General features: G+C 64.5%; 13 protein-coding genes and 1 pseudogene. 9 read left to right on the forward strand and 5 right to left on the reverse strand.

Annotated features, from left to right (window positions below):
- Positions 1–192 precede the first annotated feature (192 nt).
- From IY145_RS03560 to IY145_RS03585, 6 genes are all read left to right on the forward strand, one after another.
- A complete protein-coding gene (locus tag IY145_RS03560; protein ID WP_246721756.1) occupies positions 193–921 on the forward strand; it encodes an HNH endonuclease in 729 nt (242 codons plus the stop codon).
- Positions 922–1286: 365 nt separating this feature from the next.
- Positions 1287–2483 (forward strand): DUF932 domain-containing protein, encoded by a 1197-nt coding sequence (locus tag IY145_RS03565; protein WP_196406942.1) that lies wholly within the window; start codon positions 1287–1289, stop codon positions 2481–2483.
- Positions 2484–2654: 171 nt separating this feature from the next.
- Positions 2655–4766, forward strand: coding sequence for a ParB/RepB/Spo0J family partition protein (locus IY145_RS03570; RefSeq protein ID WP_196406943.1), 2112 nt, complete (start codon positions 2655–2657; stop codon positions 4764–4766).
- 234 nt (positions 4767–5000) lie between these two features.
- Positions 5001–9323, forward strand: coding sequence for a strawberry notch-like NTP hydrolase domain-containing protein (locus IY145_RS03575; RefSeq protein WP_196406944.1), 4323 nt, complete (start codon positions 5001–5003; stop codon positions 9321–9323).
- Between the two features lies 1 nt (position 9324).
- Positions 9325–10386: a toprim domain-containing protein gene (locus tag IY145_RS03580; RefSeq protein ID WP_196406945.1), complete on the forward strand. Its 1062-nt coding sequence runs from the start codon at positions 9325–9327 to the stop codon at positions 10384–10386.
- A gap of 328 nt (positions 10387–10714) precedes the next feature.
- A complete protein-coding gene (locus IY145_RS03585) occupies positions 10715–11650 on the forward strand; it encodes a DUF2493 domain-containing protein (RefSeq protein ID WP_196406946.1) in 936 nt (311 codons plus the stop codon).
- 74 nt (positions 11651–11724) lie between these two features.
- Here IY145_RS03585 and IY145_RS03590 read toward each other — a convergent pair whose 3' ends face one another.
- Entirely contained in the window at positions 11725–11901 is a 177-nt protein-coding gene (locus IY145_RS03590; RefSeq protein WP_246721757.1) for a hypothetical protein, read from the reverse strand.
- A 339-nt stretch (positions 11902–12240) separates the two neighbouring features.
- Between IY145_RS03590 and IY145_RS03595 the strand changes: the two genes are divergently transcribed.
- The 3 genes and pseudogenes from IY145_RS03595 to IY145_RS03605 form a co-directional block, all read left to right on the forward strand.
- Positions 12241–12414 (forward strand): hypothetical protein, encoded by a 174-nt coding sequence (locus tag IY145_RS03595; protein ID WP_196406948.1) that lies wholly within the window; start codon positions 12241–12243, stop codon positions 12412–12414.
- Between the two features lie 141 nt (positions 12415–12555).
- Positions 12556–12996 carry a hypothetical protein gene (locus IY145_RS03600; RefSeq protein ID WP_196406949.1) on the forward strand — a complete coding sequence of 147 codons (441 nt, stop codon included), beginning with the start codon at positions 12556–12558 and terminating at the stop codon, positions 12994–12996.
- A gap of 590 nt (positions 12997–13586) precedes the next feature.
- Positions 13587–13745 (forward strand): annotated as a pseudogene (locus IY145_RS03605) (DUF736 family protein); the annotation flags it as partial.
- A gap of 138 nt (positions 13746–13883) precedes the next feature.
- On the opposite strand, the gene IY145_RS03610 reads toward IY145_RS03605, so the two are convergent.
- The 4 genes from IY145_RS03610 to IY145_RS03625 all read right to left on the reverse strand — a co-directional run bounded on the left by IY145_RS03610 (position 13884) and on the right by IY145_RS03625 (position 17658).
- Positions 13884–14186, reverse strand: a complete 303-nt coding sequence (locus IY145_RS03610) for a DUF736 domain-containing protein (protein ID WP_024881502.1) — start codon at positions 14184–14186, stop codon at positions 13884–13886.
- A 327-nt stretch (positions 14187–14513) separates the two neighbouring features.
- Positions 14514–15521 carry a tyrosine-type recombinase/integrase gene (locus tag IY145_RS03615; protein WP_196406951.1) on the reverse strand — a complete coding sequence of 336 codons (1008 nt, stop codon included), beginning with the start codon at positions 15519–15521 and terminating at the stop codon, positions 14514–14516.
- Complete coding sequence (locus IY145_RS03620) at positions 15518–16438, reverse strand: tyrosine-type recombinase/integrase (protein WP_196406952.1); 921 nt, start codon at positions 16436–16438, stop codon at positions 15518–15520. The genes IY145_RS03615 and IY145_RS03620 overlap by 4 nt, the downstream gene beginning before the upstream one ends.
- Positions 16432–17658: a tyrosine-type recombinase/integrase gene (locus tag IY145_RS03625; protein WP_196406953.1), complete on the reverse strand. Its 1227-nt coding sequence runs from the start codon at positions 17656–17658 to the stop codon at positions 16432–16434. The genes IY145_RS03620 and IY145_RS03625 overlap by 7 nt, the downstream gene beginning before the upstream one ends.
- Between the last annotated feature and the right edge of the window lie 189 nt (positions 17659–17847).

Here is a 17847-nt window from a genome sequence, read left to right on the forward strand (position 1 = left end):
GAAACGACGGTGAAGGGGATATTCGATACCAAGCCTGATTCGGGATACGACGACGAGATAACACGTCGATACCACTTTCCTCGTCAGTACCGAGAAGTGGCCGAACGGCTTGTCGGCGACTGGATCATATATAGGGAGCCTCAGAGAAATCGGGGCCGACGCGCGTATATCGCGGTCGCTAGGCTATTGCGGTTGGAAAACGATCCTGAGCGGCCAGGTTACTCCTACGCTTTGATGAGCGAATATCTACCGTTCGATCGACCCGTTCCCTTCGCAGATGGAGGTACCTATGCCGAGGCCGCCTTGAGGGAATTAACCGACCCATCCCGTGTCGGAGCCTATTTGCAGGGCAAGTCGGTCCGGACCATATCGGACTCCGATTTTGCCACGATTGCGCGCGCCGGTCTCGCCGAGACGCTGTCGCCCGAAAACGCTCTGCGCCTGGTGCTCGATCCCGGTCAGGTTGATCCGGATACCTTGGAACTCGTTAGAGCGCCACCCGAGGAACAAGCCCGGCGGATCGAACAGATTCTTCTGAATAGAAAGATTCGCGACGCTAATTTTCGTCGCCAAGTTTGCGATGCCTATGACGATCGATGCGCCGTAACGGGTCTCCGAATTGTCAATGGTGGCGGTAGAGCCGAGGTTCAGGCAGCACATATATGGTCAGTCGCGCTAGGTGGTCCGGACGTCGTGCAAAACGGCCTTGCTCTTTCGGGCACCGTGCATTGGTTGTTCGATCGTCATCTTATCTCTCTCACAGACGACTATCGGCTGCTGGTCTCCCACAACAAGATCCCTGCGGAGTTGCGCGACCTCTTTGCCAAGCAGATGGATCGTATCCACTTACCGAAGGATGAGAAGCTGTGGCCGCATCCCGCGTACGTAGCCCGCCATCGAGAAGCGTTCTGCGCTGCTTGAGTTATGGTATCTGTCGCACCGGACAGCTCGTATGGTACAGATCCTCGGCGTCGGCGGCCAGTCTTCCATGGGTTCTCCTGGCTAACCGATATAGTCTGTGGCACAAGGGCATAGCTGAAACCACTGAAAGATACGGCTGGAGTCGGCTGATTGGAAGTCAATGACCCGCTAATCGGGCGAATGCGAGCTGCGGCCTAGAAGAGCCGGAGGCGAGCCTCTTCCCTGGTCACCGCTGTGGCGGCCGACCGCGCTGCTTCGGGCATGATCTCCACGGCTGCTCGTTTAGAGTGAGAGTGCGGACAGGATCTCCGTGGCGGTTTGAGAGCTGGAGGAGAGGCCTCCGGCGCCCGTCATGGAGATGTCTCGTGACCCAAGTCGAAATTCTGAGCGCTGACCGCGACCACGCCGGTGGTTACAAGGTGGATGTGACGCGTGGCGAGCGCGTCGGTCGCGTATCCTCGGAGTGGTTCTCGCGGCCGCCGGACGAGCGCTTTCTTTCCCTGTCGAACCTCTACGCGGCGGTGCGCGGACGGACCGAGCGCAGCCGGACTCGGACGGTGGAGAGCACGGCGATCCGGGTGGAGGCCGACCGCGGTAACGCGGAGCGCCTCACTCTGGCATTGCCTGGTTCGGACGCACCGATCGCTCCGACGCATTGGAGCTTTGGTCAGCTCGCGAGCTTGGTCGGCGCGCCGGCCGCCTACCTCCGCCAGCTCCCGGCGCCGCTCGCCGGCATCAACCTCCAATACGGCTTGACGACGAATCGTGCCGAGCAGGTCAAGACGTTGGAGATCGAAGACGAGCGCGTCGAGCTGCGCGCCGTCACCGGCCCGGACTATGGCCGCATCTACGACCATGAACTTGTCGAGGCCGTGCAACGCATCGCGGGCAACGGCACGGGCGATACGCGCTGGAAGGTGCCGGGCGTGCTCGACTGGTCTACCGGAATCTACCATCCGCGTGTCGATATCACCCAGGACACGACGACACTGTATGCCTCGGACCGCGACGTTTTCCTCTTCCTTGTCGACGATCTCAATCCGATCGAGGCTGGTCGGCTGCCGGATGGCTCGCCCGATCTTTATTTCCGTGGCTTCTACTGCTGGAATTCCGAGGTCGGCGCCAAGACGCTGGGCATGGCGAGCTTCTATCTCCGCGCAGTATGCCAAAATAGGAATCTGTGGGGCGTCGAAGATTTCGAGGAAATCACCATCCGCCACTCAAAATACGCAGCCTCCCGCTTCGCGCATGAGGCCGCCCCGGCGCTGACCCGATTCGCCGATTCCTCGCCCATGCCTTTCGTGAACGGCATCAAGGCGGCGCGGGAGAATATCGTCGCCCGCACCGACGAGGACCGAGACGAGTTCCTGCGACGGCGCGGTTTTTCCAAGAAGGAGACTGCGAAGATCATCGAGACCGTGTTGGCCGAGGAAGGCCGCAAGCCCGAGAGCATCTTCGATTTTGTGCAGGGCATTACTGCCGTCGCGCGGAACAAGACACATCAGGACGCCCGTCTCGATCTGGAGGCGCGCGCCAAGAAGCTCCTCGATCGCGCGGCCTGAATTCCGGAAAGCCGGAGACACGGAAATCCGTGTCTCCGGCTCCGCACATTTCCGATTTTGCTGATCATCGATTCCGCGGCACCGTCCTCAGAGTGAGAGGGCGGCGCCGCGCTTCGTGACGGTTCAAGCCGAGAGAGAGGCTTTCGGGCGCCCGTCACGGAGTCTATCCCCATGGCTACTGCCGCTCAGAAGATCACACTATCGTCCTCGCGCGACATTCCTTTCAACAAGCTCGTCCTCTCCCAGGCGAATGTCCGGCGGGTGAAAGCCGGCGTCTCGATCGAGGAGCTCGCCGAGGACATCGCGCGCCGCACCCTGCTTCAGAGCCTGAACGTGCGGCCCGTGCTCGACGCCGATGGCGCCGAGACCGGCATGTTCGAAATTCCCGCGGGCGGCCGCCGCTATCGGGCGCTCGAGCTTCTGGTCAAGCAGAAGCGGCTCGCCAAGACGGCGCCCGTCCCCTGCGTCGTCCGGGATCCCGCGAGCGACATCCTCGCGGAAGACGACTCGCTCGCCGAAAATGTCCAGCGCGCGCCGCTGCATCCGCTCGATCAGTTCCGCGCCTTTCAGGCGATGCGGGCCAAGGGCAAATCCGAGGAAGACATCGCCGCAGCCTTCTTCATCGGCGTCAATGTCGTGAAGCAGCGCCTGCGGCTTACCACCGTGTCGGAGAAGCTTCTCGACATCTATGCCGAAGACGGAATGTCGCTGGAGCAGCTGATGTCCTTCACCGTCTCGTCGGACCACGCTCGCCAGGAGCAGGTCTGGGCGGCGCTGGAAAAGTCATGGTCGAAGGAACCTTACCAGATCCGTCGCATGCTGACGGAAAAAGCCGTGCGCGCCGCCGATCGGCGAGCCGTCTTCGTCGGCCTCGACGCCTATGAAGCAGCGGGCGGACTCGTCATGCGCGACCTGTTCCAGCACGACGACGGCGGTTGGCTGGAAAATGTCGCGTTGCTCGACACCCTCGTCGTCGAGAAGTTGAAGGCGGCGGCCGAATCCGTCGCCGCGGAAGGCTGGAAATGGATCGAGGTCGCGGTCTCGTTTCCATTCGGACATACGAATGGGCTGAGAGAACTCGTCGGCGCATCCACCGAGTTGACCGACGACGAACAGGCGACGATCGATTCGCTCGAGGCCGAACATGAGAGCCTGGAGACCGAATATGAAAAAGTCGACGAGCTGCCGGAGGATGTGGACCGACGCCTGGGCGAGATCGAGACGGCGCTCGCCGAGCTGCAAAATCGACCGCGGAGCTTCGACCCGGTCGCCGTCGCGCGCGCCGGAGCGTTCGTCAGCATCGACGCCGAAGGCCTTCTATCTGTCGATCGCGGCTATGTCCGGCCCGAGGACGAGCCGCCCGCTCATGAGAAGAGCACGAACGATGACGCGGGTGCAGGCGAGTTCTCACCGGCCATTGCTCCCGCGACGCAGCAGTCCGTCATCACCATCGAAGGCCGCCCGGTCCACTCGGAGGAAGATGAAGCCGATGCGCTCGCGCCATTGCCGGAGCGCTTGATGATCGAGCTGACGGCGCACAGAACTTTGGCGCTGCAGAACGCCGTCGCGAATAATCCGCGTGTCGCCATGACGGCGCTGCTGCATAAGCTCGTCGCCGACACCTTCCATTATGCGTCGACTTCGGCCGCCGGATTGGAAATTTCCTTGCGGCAGATCTCCTTTCCGATCCAACCCACGGATCTGAAGAACAGCGCCAGCTCACATGCTATCGCGGAGCGGCAAAACGCGTGGAAATCGAGCATTCCCAGAGACGACCAGGAACTCTGGGATTGGCTCGTCGGCCTCGACGACGCGCATCGCCTCGCGCTACTCGCGCACAGCGTCAGCCATGGCGTCAATGCCCTCCATGAGAAGGCGGACCGCTATGGTGGCGGCGCGGTCACGGCGCACTCAGTGCAGCAGCGCTTGAAGAATGCCGACCGGCTCGCTCAAGCGGTCGGCTTGAACATGGTCGACGCCGGCTGGAAGCCGACCGTCGACAATTATCTCGGTCGCGTGCCGAAGCGACGAATCCTGGACGCCGTCCGCGAGGCCAAGGGCGAACGGGCCGTCCAGCTCATCGAACATTTGAAAAAGGGCGAGATGGCGGTCGAAGCCGAACGCCTGCTCGTCGACTCCGGCTGGCTGCCGGAGCCTTTGCGGCTCGACGACGTCGGACTGGCTGATCTCGAAGCGGACGAAGCAGCCGACGAATCCGAAGAGCTGCCTGAATTTCTCTCGGACGATGACGCAAACGAGAGTGTCGATTCCAATCGCGGCTGAATGATCGTTCGGCGGAGCGCTGCAAAGGGCTCCGCCATTTTTCATGCCGGCGATCGAGAGCTCCATCGTCAAGCGCTCGAGACCCCGCCATCACGCGATGCCCGATGAGCCGCTCGTACGCGGCCCGTTGGAGACGCCGGGAGAGGAAGAGTCCGGCCGGAAGGGAGGCGAGCCGGCGGGTCCGAGAGAGAGCGCCAGCCGGCTCGTCGCTTCCGCTCTCCCGAGACCTCTTCCATGTCAAAAATGTCTGCACCTGTGGCCGCCGACGCGGCTGCGTCGACGCTCGCCTGTCACGCTTCTGCCGGCTCCGCGATCGCCGACGCGGCTCGCCGTCTTCTTCCTCATCTCGAAAATGGCCGACGCATCGACGCTGCGATTCTGCGCGCATCGATGGAGTCCGCTTTCGGCGCGTCGGGCGCCTCCGGCGCCTGGGACTGGAAGATGGGCTATGACGCCTGCGAGGCGGCGACAGTCCTTTTCCTGCGCAGATACGGAAAGGTGCTTCTCCGCAAAGCCGGCTCTCCAGCCGCCGCACTTCCGATGCTGTCGAAGATCGCTGACCTCTTGCCGACGCATACGCGCCGATCGGAGAAAAGCGAAACCTTCCAGCAATTCTCGACGCCGATCCCCCTCGGCCTCGCGGTTCTCACCGCGGCCGCGATTTCGCCCGCCGACCGCGTCCTCGAACCTTCGGCCGGCTCTGGACTGCTCGCCATTCTCGCGGAGATGGCCGGCGCGTCCCTCATTGTCAATGAACTCGCGGAGACCCGCGCGGAGCTTCTCTCGCTTCTTTTTCCCTCCGTCCCGGTCACCCGTTTCGATGCGGCGCAGATCGACGACCATCTCGATCCGGCGATCGCTCCTTCGGTCGTGCTGATAAACCCGCCGTTCTCGGCCGTGGCGAATGTCTCCGGCCGAATGGCGGACGCCGCCTATCGACACATCGCCTCCGCCCTGGCGCGATTGGCCGACGGCGGACGCCTTGTCGCGATCACCGGCGCGAATTTCGCGCCCGACGCTCCTGTTTGGCGAGACGCCTTCGTCCGCCTCCAGCGGCGTGGCCGCGTCGTCTTTTCCGCCGCGATCAATGGGGCCGTCTACGCCAAGCACGGCACGTCGATCGAGACGCGGCTGACGATCATCGACAAACTGCCGGCGGACGATCCGACCGTCTTTCCGGCGTCGCCCGGCATGGCGCCCGATGTCACAACGCTCCTCGCCTGGATCGGCGAACTCGCGCCCCCGCGTTTGCCGGTCGCGTTGCCGGCGCCAGCCAGCGGTCTGCGGCCGCGCACGGCGCCGGCCGTTTCCGTTCGAAATGTTGCGGTTCGCCGAGCGACGCTCGCCAGCGCACCCGATGGCGTCGAACTGGCCTATGAGACGGTCGACTGGGCGCCGCTGGAAGGCGCTCGCCTGACGGATGCGATCTATGAAGAATACGGATTGCAGTCGATCCGTATTCCCGGCTCTCAGGCGCATCCCACCAAACTGGTGCAATCCGCCGCAATGGCCTCGGTCGCGCCGCCGAAGCCGAGCTATCGGCCGCGGCTGCCGGCGAGCGTTGTCTCCGACGGCCTTCTCTCCGACGCGCAGCTGGAAACAGTGATCTACGCTGGCGAGGCTCATTCGGCGTTTCTCGACGGCTCATGGACGGTCGACGAGACTTTCGACGTCGTCGCGGCGGCGCGAGACGACGCCAAGAGCGCCGGACGCTTCCGGCGCGGCTTCATGCTGGGCGATGGGACTGGCGCCGGCAAAGGCCGTCAGTCGGCTGGAATCATCCTCGACAATTGGATGCAGGGCCGACGCAGGGCGCTGTGGATCTCCAAATCCGACAAGCTGCTCGAGGACGCGCAGCGCGACTGGTCGGCGCTCGGGATGGAGCGCCTGCTCGTCACGCCGCTCTCGCGCTTTCCGCAGGGCAAGCCGGTCTCGCTGCAGGCAGGTATCCTATTTTTGACCTACGCTACGCTGCGGTCCGACGAGCGCGGCGAGAAGGCTTCCCGCGTGCGGCAGATCGTCGAATGGTTGGGCCCCGATTTCGAAGGGGCGATCATTTTCGACGAGAGCCATGCCATGCAGAACGCCGCCGGCGGCAAGGGCGAACGCGGCGACCAGGCCGCCTCGCAGCAGGGCCGCGCAGGACTTCGCCTCCAGCACGCGCTGCCGAACGCGCGCGTCGTCTATGTTTCGGCCACCGGCGCCACCACGGTCCATAATCTCGCCTATGCCCAGCGCCTCGGCCTCTGGGGCGGCGAGGATTTTCCATTCGCGACGCGCGCCGAATTCGTGGAGGCGATCGAAGCCGGCGGCGTCGCGGCGATGGAGGTGCTCGCCCGCGACCTTCGCGCCCTCGGCCTCTATACGGCGCGCTCGCTCAGCTATGAGGGCGTCGAATATGAGCTGGTCGAGCATCGGCTGACGCCGGAGCAGACCCGCATCTACGATTCCTACGCCGAAGCCTTCGCCGTCATCCACAATAATCTCGACGCCGCCATGCAGGCGGCGAACATCACCGGCGCGACCGGCACGCTCAACCGGCAGGCCAAAGCCGCGGCGCGATCCGCCTTCGAATCCGCCAAGCAGCGCTTCTTCGGCCATCTGCTGACGAGCATGAAGACGCCGACGCTGATCCGCTCGATCGAGCGAGATCTAGAGGAAGGTCACGCCGCCGTCGTCCAGATCGTCTCGACCGGCGAAGCTTTGATGGAGCGACGCCTCGCGGACATTCCGACCGAGGAATGGAACGACGTCCAGGTCGACATCACGCCGCGCGAATATGTTCTCGACTATCTCGCCCATTCCTTCCCGGTGCAGCTCTACGAGCCGTTCACCGACAGCGAGGGCAATCTCACGTCGCGGCCCGTCTTTCGCGACGGCCAGCCGGTCGAGAGCCGCGAGGCGGTCGCCCGCCGCACTGCGCTCATCGAAAAGCTCGCCTCCCTGGCTCCGGTTCCCGGCGCGCTCGATCAAATCGTCCAGCGCTTCGGGACCAATGTGGTCGCCGAGGTGACGGGGCGCTCGCGGCGGATCGTGCGCAAGGGCGAGCGCCTCGCCGTCGAAAGCCGCACCGGCTCGGCCAATCTCGCCGAGACCGCCGCCTTCATGGACGATCAGAAGCGCATCCTCGTCTTTTCCGACGCCGGCGGCACCGGCCGCAGCTACCATGCCGAGCTCTCCGCCCGGAACCGCCGGCTCCGCGTGCATTATTTGCTCGAACCGGGGTGGAAGGCCGACACGGCTATCCAGGGGCTCGGTCGCACCAATCGCACCAATCAGGCGCAGCCGCCGCTCTTCCGGCCGATTGCGACCGATGTGAAGGCGGAGAAGCGCTTTCTCTCAACCATCGCGCGTCGGCTCGACACGCTCGGCGCGATCACCAGAGGCCAGCGTCAGACCGGCGGACAGGGCCTGTTCCGTCCCGAGGACAATCTGGAGAGTCATTACGCGCGCGACGCGCTGCGCCAGCTCTATCTGCTGCTCGTCCGCGGCAAGATTGATGGCTGTTCCTTGCAGATCTTCGAAGAGGCGACGGGATTGTCGCTGACGGATTCAAATGGGATCAAGGACGAACTGCCGCCGATAACCACATTCCTCAATCGACTGCTGGCGCTGACTATCGAGCTCCAGGGTATTCTGTTCACGGCATTCGAGCAATTGCTGAACGCGAAGGTCGAAGGAGCCATCGCCGCTGGCGTCTATGACGTCGGGCTCGAGACGCTGCGGGCCGAGAGTTTCCTCGTCACCAATCGCCGAACCATTTACACCCATCCCGGCACAGGCGCGGAGACGCGCCTGCTGACGATCACACAGCGCGAGCGCAATCATCCTCTGACTCTCGACCGGGCGCTCGATCTTCTCGCCGATCGGCGCGCTGTAGCGCTCGTAAATGAGCGCTCGGGGCGAGCTGCGGTTCAACTCCCTGCGCCGTCGCTGATGCTCGACGATGGCGAGATCGAGCGGCGCGCGCGCCTCGTCCGGCCGATGGAGCAGCATTATGCGTCGCTGAAGATGATGGAGGAAAGCCATTGGACCGAGGCCGACCGGGACGCATTCGCCGCCGCATGGAGCGCCGAGGTCGTCGCTGTCCCGGAATTCTCCGACAGCACGATCGATATCGTCGCTGGCCTGCTGCTGCCGATCTGGAAACGCCTGCCGAAGGACTCGACGCGAGTCTATCGCCTTCAAACCGATGACGGCGAGCGCATCATCGGCCGCCGGGTCACGGCCGCCTGGGTCGCGGGAGCGCTCGCAGTTGGCGCCGCCGATCTCTCCGCAGAGGACGCATTCGCCGCCCTGACGGATGGCCTCGCCGTCCTCCACCTTGCCGAAGACCTCCAGCTTCGCCGCGTCCGCGTCATGGGCGCGCACCGCATCGAGCTGTCGGGATTCACCGACGCGATGCGCGAGCGCCTCTCCGCCTATGGGCTATTCCACGAGATCATCTCCTGGAAGCTGCGCATGTTCGTGCCCGTCGACGCGAGCGGCACGGCGGTGCTGACGAAATTGATGGAGCGCTATCCGCTCCAGCGCGTCAACGAAAAGGAGGCCGCGTGACATGACTCGTCCCGACGTCTCCGATCTGGCGCAGCGTCTCGGCCGTCAGGCCGAGGCGGTGTGCCGTCATTATCTCCACAATGGACATCGTGAAGGCCGTTATTGGTTGGTGGGCGATGTTCGCAACACGCCGGGCCGCTCCATGTTCGTCCGGCTGATCGGGACGAAGTGCGGCAAGGGCGCCGCCGGCAAATGGACCGACGCCGCGACGGGCGAGCACGGCGATCTGCTCGACGTCATCCAGGAGAGTTGCGGCTTCGCCGAATTCAGAGACACTGTCGATGAGGCGCGCTCCTTCCTGAGACTGTCGCGTCAGGAGCTGGAGCCGATGACGAAGAGGACGAAGTCACGTTCGGCACCAGTCGACTCGCGGGAGTCGGCAAGGCGGCTTCTCGCTATGTCGCAGCCGATTGCCGGGACTCTCTCAGAAACGTATCTGCGCAATCGCGGCATTGCGGCTTTGCACGAAACCGGATCGCTCCGCTTTCATCCGCAATGCTATCACCGACCGGACGAGCATTCCCCGACCGAGATCTGGCCGGCGATGATCGCAGCCGTCACGGACCTCGACGGGCGTCTGACCGGCGTGCATCGCACATGGCTCGATCCTCGCGGCTTTTCGGAGACGACGCTCGGAAAGGCGCCGATCGAAACGCCGAGACGGGCGATAGGCGATCTCAACGGCCATGCGGTCCGCTTCGGCGTGGCGGGCGAGGTCATGGCGGTGGGCGAAGGCGTCGAAACCGTAATGTCGCTGCGATCGGCGCTTCCGACCATGCCGATGGCGGCGGCGCTCTCGGCGGCGCATCTCTCCGCGATCCTCTTCTCCGACACATTGCGCCGACTTTACATCGCGCGAGACGACGATCCGGCCGGCGACGGCGCGGTGACGACGTTGATCGACCGGGCTCAGCAGCTCGGTATCGAGGCGATCGTGCTGTCTCCGGCGCTCGGCGACTTCAACGAAGATCTGCGGCTGCTCGGGCTCGATGCGCTCCGGGCGGCCGTCCGTGTGCAGATCGCCCCGCAGGACGTCGCGCGCTTCATGGAGCTGACGGCATAGGCTCGGGCTGAAGGGCGGACGCTCGCTGCCGGCGGCTTTACGTCACGTTGATGATGACGCTTCCTGAATTGTCGGAGAGGTCCGCCCCCACGGCCTTCTTCAGAGGGCGATCGATCGGCAGGCGGCTCGGATCGGCAACGACTGCGTCCCGCTATTTTCCGGCGCGGCCTGCGGCCGCTTTCCATCGCGAGACAAAATAGCCGTCCTCCGCCGTCCTCCGCTGCGCTCCGGCCCTTCGCTTCGCTGCGGGTGCGGGTCCGCTCCGCCCGCCGCTTTCGTCGCCATGAAGGCCGCGATGGGCGCGGTCGATCCGACGAAAGGAAGCGCCATGATCACCGATCGCGACGATGACCGCCACGAGCCGCACGCGTCATCCCCGACCGACCATATTCTCCAGGAACTCCAGCTCTACGGCTATCGCCCCTTTCAGGACGAACCCGATCCGAGGCCATTGCCGGAAGGGCGCATCGTCTCAGGCGCCGTCGCCGACATCTTCGACGCGCTGATCGCGGCATTGCAGGATACCCGCCTCGAGCCGGATCTCGGCGATTTGCTCTGGTCGACCGTCAATCTCTTTCACCGCGCCGTGGCGCGGATCGAGCGCGAGCTCAATGACAATGAACAGGCGCAACGCCGCTCGCAGCGCGAGCAGGATGGCGGCGAGGTGAAATCTGTCGAGCTGGAGCGACTCACCGCGGAAGGGCAGACCCTCCTCGAACGCCGGGACGCATTCGAGCTGATGCGCGATCAGGCCGCCGAGCATTACGAGCGCGACACCGGATCGTCCTGGCGACCGCGCGGCGGATCGATGATCAATCACCGCAATCTCACCTCGGCGATGATCGACAGCCGGGACTTCCTCGCAGCGAAGAAGCGCTCCGACAACGAGGTGCTGCTGCCCGCCGGTCCGAAGATCGCCGTCACCGGAGGCCTCGATTTCAACGACCATCGCCTGATCTGGGCGAAGCTCGACCAGGTCCTCGCCAAGCATCCCGACATGGTGCTGCTGCATGGCGGCAGTCCAAAAGGCGCAGAACGAATCGCTGCCCGCTGGGCCGATCACCGCAAGGTTCCGCAGATCGCCTTCAAGCCCGACTGGACCAAGCACGCGAAGGCAGCGCCCTTCAAGCGCAACGACGCGATGCTGGAAATCCTGCCGATCGGCGTCATCACCTTTCCCGGAACCGGCATCCAGGAAAACCTCGCCGACAAGGCGCGCAAGCTCGGTATTCCGGTTTGGCGCTTCGGCGCAGGCGGCGCGTGAGCGCTGCCGACTCTCAGAGCCGGAAATGCGCCGAAACGCAAAAGCGTGTCGACGCGTTTCCGTAAAACCTTGTTTCAGTCGGGCGCGCCGAGCACGGCGATCCTCGCCGCGCGCGCGTAATACGCCAATTCCGTATCGCTCTCGATGATCTCATCGAGCAACGCCTTCATGTCTCTCAGATCGGAGCTGGACTGAAACGGTCCCGGCTGTTCCTCGATCGCCAACGCCGCGATGGCGAGCGCCTTTTTCATAAGATGCAAATCTCGTCCCGTGAACTCCTCCATGCCGACCTCCCGAGCCGCTAGCTCCCACATGCGCTGTGGCTGCCGACAATAGAGGAGGTTCGCGCGATCCGCGACCGAGCGTCATGATTTCGAAGCAATCGACTCCTGCCGGCGAGCGCCACCCCGCTCTGATCGGCGCTGATCCTCTATCCGCCCGACGGCCTGACGCCATCAACCCTCAAGGGGTCGGCTACGCGAGCGTGCCGCCGCTTCGGTTTCACCTTCACGGTGATCGCGGCCATCGGCCGGACACATCGGGCGCCTGTCGCGCGGGGATGGCCCCCGCCTCAGCACAGGAGCCGATCGATGTCTCGAAACCTCACCTTCGCCCACGCCCGTGGTTGGGACCTCGCGAATACCCTCATGATGTGCGTCGTCGTATTCCATGACGGCGCGGGAGACTACGGCGTCATGCCCTCGACCGAATACGACGGCGATCCCGCCGACATCATACATGAATTCGATCCCTTCCAGCCATGAAGGATCCTGCGGCCATGAGCGGCGAAAATCCTGCGGGGATTTTCGCTGGCTCTGTCTCTTCTTTCCGGCTAGACTCGCTGCTGCGCCGTGGTGGTGGTGGAAGGCGCATTCGTCAGACCTTTGTCTCACGGAGACCACCCCATGATCATCTTCGGACCTCTGCTCGTCATCGCCGGCATCGGCTTCTTCTGCTGGCTGCTGTTCACGCTCGCCGTTTTCGCGCTCCCCTTCTATGCCGGCCTGACGGTCGGCGTCTGGGCTTTTCACACCGGCGCCGGCTGGCTCGGCGGCGCCGTCGTCGGCATCCTCGCCGCTGGCGTGACATTCGGCGTCGGGCAACTGGCCTTCGCCTTCGTTCCCTGGACCTGGCTCCGGCTCGCCATCGTGCTCGTCTATGCTGCGCCAGCGACGGTCGCCGGCTATTACGCCACGCACGGAATTGCCCAGATGGCTATGCCGTCGGTGACATGGCAGATGATCTTTTCGCTCGTCGGCGCGGTCGCGGTCGGCATCACCGCTTTGATCCGCATCGCTGGAGCCGCCCCGCCGGGACGGGAAGAAACGCGTCTCGCGCGGGCCTGACGCCGTTGCAACTGCTCCTATGGGCGCATGTCGATCTGCATCTCTCCGAGTTCATCGTCGTGACACGGCGGTAATGATGGCGGCAAGTTCGAATCGTCGTGGCGAGGCCGTCGAAATTGTGACGCTCATCGGAGCAATCCTTTGGCGAGAGCGATCTCATTGTCGTCCGACAATCGGCGGGGCGGGAAGCATTTCGATATGCGGCTCGGAGGCGACGACGACGAAATTTTACAGCCGGGACGAGGATCGTCATCGTAGTCGGCGCTCGTCGCCGAATCTTCTCGGTCGCACGCCGTCGCCGAATTCGCCCCGATCACTGTCAGGCCGAGCGCTCCATAACGGCCTCTTTGATGGACGGATCTGGCCGAAGGCCGGCTGCGCCTCGATCGCCTATGCGGCAATGGCGCCGATCGACTTTCTTCCCCTGACGGCTGCGCCGTCATTCCTCGCGAAACAACAAAGTCGCTCTCGCGCCATCCTCCGCTGACGCTGCGGTCGCAAGCGATGCCGCGTCGATCGCCTCCGGCCCTTCGATCGCCATCGAGACCGAAATGGCGCGGGCTCGAACCTTCAGATCGAGGAGAATTCCAATGGCGACCATCGGCACCTTCAAGAAGACCGGCAACAACGAGTTCACCGGCGAAATCGTCACCCTTTCCGTCCAGGCGAAGAACGTTCGCATCGTCCCCGACGCAAGCCGCTCCGGCGAGAATGCGCCCAGCCACCGCGTATATGTCGGCCGAGTGGATTATGCGTAGCGCGCGATTATGCGGAGTCTGGCGCGGGGAGTGGCGGTTTTCCGGGGCTTTGGCGGTGACCTCGCTCCGCATAATAACGGGGCGAAGTCCGCGACGCCCTGCTGTGTGGCGGGGCGTCGCGGGCGCCGATCAGCGCGACCAGATCAGCGCGTATTCGCCGTTCTCGCCCTCGAACAGGTTGGCGTAGATGGCGGCGGTGAACGACGGGTCGTCGAGCTTGACCGAGTGATAGGTGCGGCCCTCCTTCGAGGTCCGGCGCCATGCGGCGCCGATCTCGACGCCTGAGACGATCACCCGGAGGTCGGGCGCCTTGTCGCTGGTGGAGGCGGGATCGCTGGGGATGAGGCGCGCCTTGGCGTCGATCGCGAGGGTCTTGATGGCGCCGGTGTAGACGCCGTCGTTGCTGCGGATGAACGAGCCGATCTGGGACATGATGTAACTCCTCTTGCTATGTGCCAAGCCCGCGACCATCGCGGCCTTGTGGCGATCAAGAGCCCCGGGACGGCCGCCCCGCACCTGCAAGGCCGCAGCGCCAGCGAAGGACGGCAAGAGCCGAGCTTCTTGTTTCGCGAGGAGCGGCGCAGCCGCGGGGAAGAAGGTCGGCGACGCCGTTGCGGGGACGAGGCCGGGTCGAAGACCGCATCCTGGGGCCGATCCGCCAAGTAAAGGCCCGTTGGTCGCAGGGCTGACACTGCGCCCGAGGAGACATCCCCGATCATGCCGTCGGCGCAACAATCGCGGACGCCCGGCGTCCGCCACTCACGTCGGCGCCGTGTGCGCATCGGCCATTAGCGATGCGATCAACGCGTCAGGCGCTTTGAACCGACCACGTCGCAACGCGGGCGGGAGCACCGCTTCGACGGCCTCGAGCTTTTCGGAGGGGTCCATCCCGAGGTAGATCTCAGTGGTTCGGATATCGGCATGACCGAGCCAGAGTGCGACCTTGCGGATATCACGCGTGGCCTGGAGCATCAGCACCGCGCAACTATGCCGCAACAGGTGCGGCGACAGCGTGCGGTCAGCCAGCGTCGGGCATTGTCGCGCCGCGGCCCGACCGTGTTTTTCGAGGATATATTCGAACCCGGCCCGCGTCATCGCCATGCCTTGCGCGTTGACGAACAGCTCGGGCGCTTGCGGGTTCCCGCGCACCGCGAGCCAGGCGCGAACGTCGCGCGCGGTCTCCTTCCAGAGCGGCAGGCTGCGCTCGCGGCGACCCTTGCCGAATACGAGAATGCTGGGACTGGGTTGCAGAATGATGCGGCTCATCGTCATCCCGACCAGTTCGGAGACACGCAGGCCACCAGCAAAGCACAAGTGCAGCATCGCCCGGTCGCGGATTCCCCACCTGGTCGAAGTGTCGGGCGCATCGAGGATGGCGCGCACCTCCTGCATCGTCAGATGCCGGATGAGCTTGTGGTCATGGCGCTTGCCGGGGATCGCATCGATCTGCGCGACCTGCGCCAACGCGCTCGGGCACTGAAGTTCGACATAGCGCATGAACGCCTTGATCGCGGCAAGCCGCAAGTTGCGCGTCGCCGCGCTGTTGCCGCGGTCTTGCTCGATATGTGCGAGGAACGCGAGCACCATCGCGGCGTCGATCGCTTCCAGCGTAAGCCGCGATGGCCGCGTCTTCAGGCGATCGGCCGCGAAGGTCAGCAAGAGTCGAAAGCAGGTCGCGTAGGCCTCGCAGCTATGTACGCTATACCCGCGCTGCCGAGGCATATGCTCGCGCAGGAACGCGGTGATGAGCGGTGCGATCGGCGTCATACGATCACCTCCGCAGCCAGCATTTCGGCGGCAGCGGCGATGTCGCCCATCAAGTCGGGCGTCGCCTCCAGATACCAGTAGGTGTACCGTATATGGCCGTGCCCGAGATAGGTCGAGAGCGCCACGAAGTCGCGGGCGACATCCTCGCGGCGCATCGCGCATCGCGCCAGCGCGCGCGTCGCGAAGGTGTGGCGCAGGTCATGGATGCGGGGGCGACGTGGACGATCCGGCGCGATCCCGGCCTTTTTCAGGACGACATGGAATGCGGCATGGACGGCTCCGAGCCCCATCGGTCTGCCGCCGACCGTCAGGAACACATGGTCGTCCACACCCGCGACCGTCGCCCGGACACGCAGATAAGCGTCGAGCTCCGCGCTCACGCTCGGGTGCATCGGCACGAGTCTGCTTTTGTTGAACTTGGTTTGGCGGATGTGCAGCATGCCGTCCGGCAACAGATCGCCGAGCCGCAGATTCAACGCTTCCGAGACGCGCAGGCCGGTCGCGGCGAGCAGTCCGATCAGCATCGCATGGACATGCTGCCTGAGAGGGCTCGGTTTCTGACGCCGCAGATTGGCGGCGGCATGAAGCATTCGCGCCAGTTCGTCGGAGGTATAGATGTAGGGCGCGGGCCGAACGCATGGACGATAATGCCGACGATGCTGCGGTATCTCATGCGCAGCATCCTCGGCATGCAGGAAGCGGGCGAAGTCGGCTATTTCCTGCAGCCGCTGATACCGGCCGCCCGGCGTCGACGAGACAGCCGCGGTCCAGGCGAGCGCCGTCGCGTTGCGGATATGACTGTCGCCGTTCGCAACAGCATGGCGGGTGAACGCATCGAGGTGGCGGGCGGCTTTTTCGAGCTTGAAGCCGAGCGCGCGGCGAAGCGCGATATAGCGATGCGCATCGTCGATCAGCATGACGCGTCTCCCGGCCAGGGCTGCGTGATCGTCGCCAACAGCGTCATGTCGACCTTGGCGTAGTGCGCGGTCATCGCGGGCGAGCGGTGGCGCAGCACGCTGCACACGCCTGCGAGACTCACCCCGTGCCGCAGCATCGACGTCGCCGCCGAATGGCGCAGCACATGCGCGCCTTTGCATCGACTTTCGACTCCCGCGCGCCCGAGCGCGCGCCGCACCACGCATTTTATTGTGCTGCGGTCGATCGGCCTGAGTGGCGCATATTCGGTGAGGAACGTCGCACGCGCAGCGAACGCAGGCCGGCCACGCTCGATATAGGCGATCAGCGCGTCTCCAACCTCCTGGCTGAGCGGCAGCAGCTCTTCGCGACGCCCCTTGCCATGCAACCGGATATGGCCCTGCCGCCAGTCGATATCGTCGAAGCCGAGACGTGCGACTTCGCTGGCGCGCATCCCGAGCCGCACCAGCAGCAGGATGATCGCGCGGTCGCGAAGACGCCGTTCGCCGTCGCACGCGGCGATGACGCGCGCGATGTCATCTTCAGGCAGGAAGCGCGGGCTCGAGGCAAGCCGCCACCCCGCCGCCTGTGGCATGGCGCGGTCCCGTCCCGGCGGGCAGCGACCCGTCGCGATCAGGAAGCGCAGAAACGCGCGGATGGCAACGCCGATGCCGTTGAGGCGAGCGGTCGATACGGAGCCTGCTCGGCCCAGCATATAGCCGCGGATCGCGGCGGCGTCATAGGCCGCTGGATCGTCGCCGAGCGCGGCGACAAAGGGGATGATCGCGTACGCGTAGGTTCCGAGCGTCGTCTCGGCCAGCCCGTGCTGATCGCGAGCCCACGCCATATAGTCGGCAACGAGCGGCGGCGACGGCGGCAGTGGCAACCTCGGCAACAGCCCACGATCCTCGAGATAGGCGATGAAGAGCTTGCCCGTTTCGACAGCGTCCTCGTTCACGTCGCCCCGGAAGCGCGGGCGATATCCAGCGTCGATCAGCGCAGATGATGCGGCGTGTGCGGCCCGGACCGTGTCGAATGCATAACCCTTCTCGCGCGCCCAATGCGTCCAGCAGGCGAGCAGCCTGATCCGCTCGACGATCGTCTTGTCGGTATAGCGCCGTTGTCGCAGCCACGCGGTAAAATCGTCAGCGTGATCGGCGGCAAGTCCCGCTCGCAATCGGTCTTTGACGTCATTCTTCCTTACATAGACACCTGTTGGCATGGTTTGCCTCCTCGTTGGTGGAGGCGGACTTTGGAGCGTGGGCGTCTATTGTCCAAAGCGGCGGTCGCGCGCTGATCGGTGATCGCCATCGAGCGCGGCGCCTGATCGATGCTGGGGATGTCTCCTCGGGCGCAGTGTCAGCCCTGCGACCAACGGGCCTTTACTTGGCGGATCGGCCCCAGGATGCGG

The organism is Methylosinus sp. H3A (assembly GCF_015709455.1).
GTDB lineage: Bacteria > Pseudomonadota > Alphaproteobacteria > Rhizobiales > Beijerinckiaceae > Methylosinus.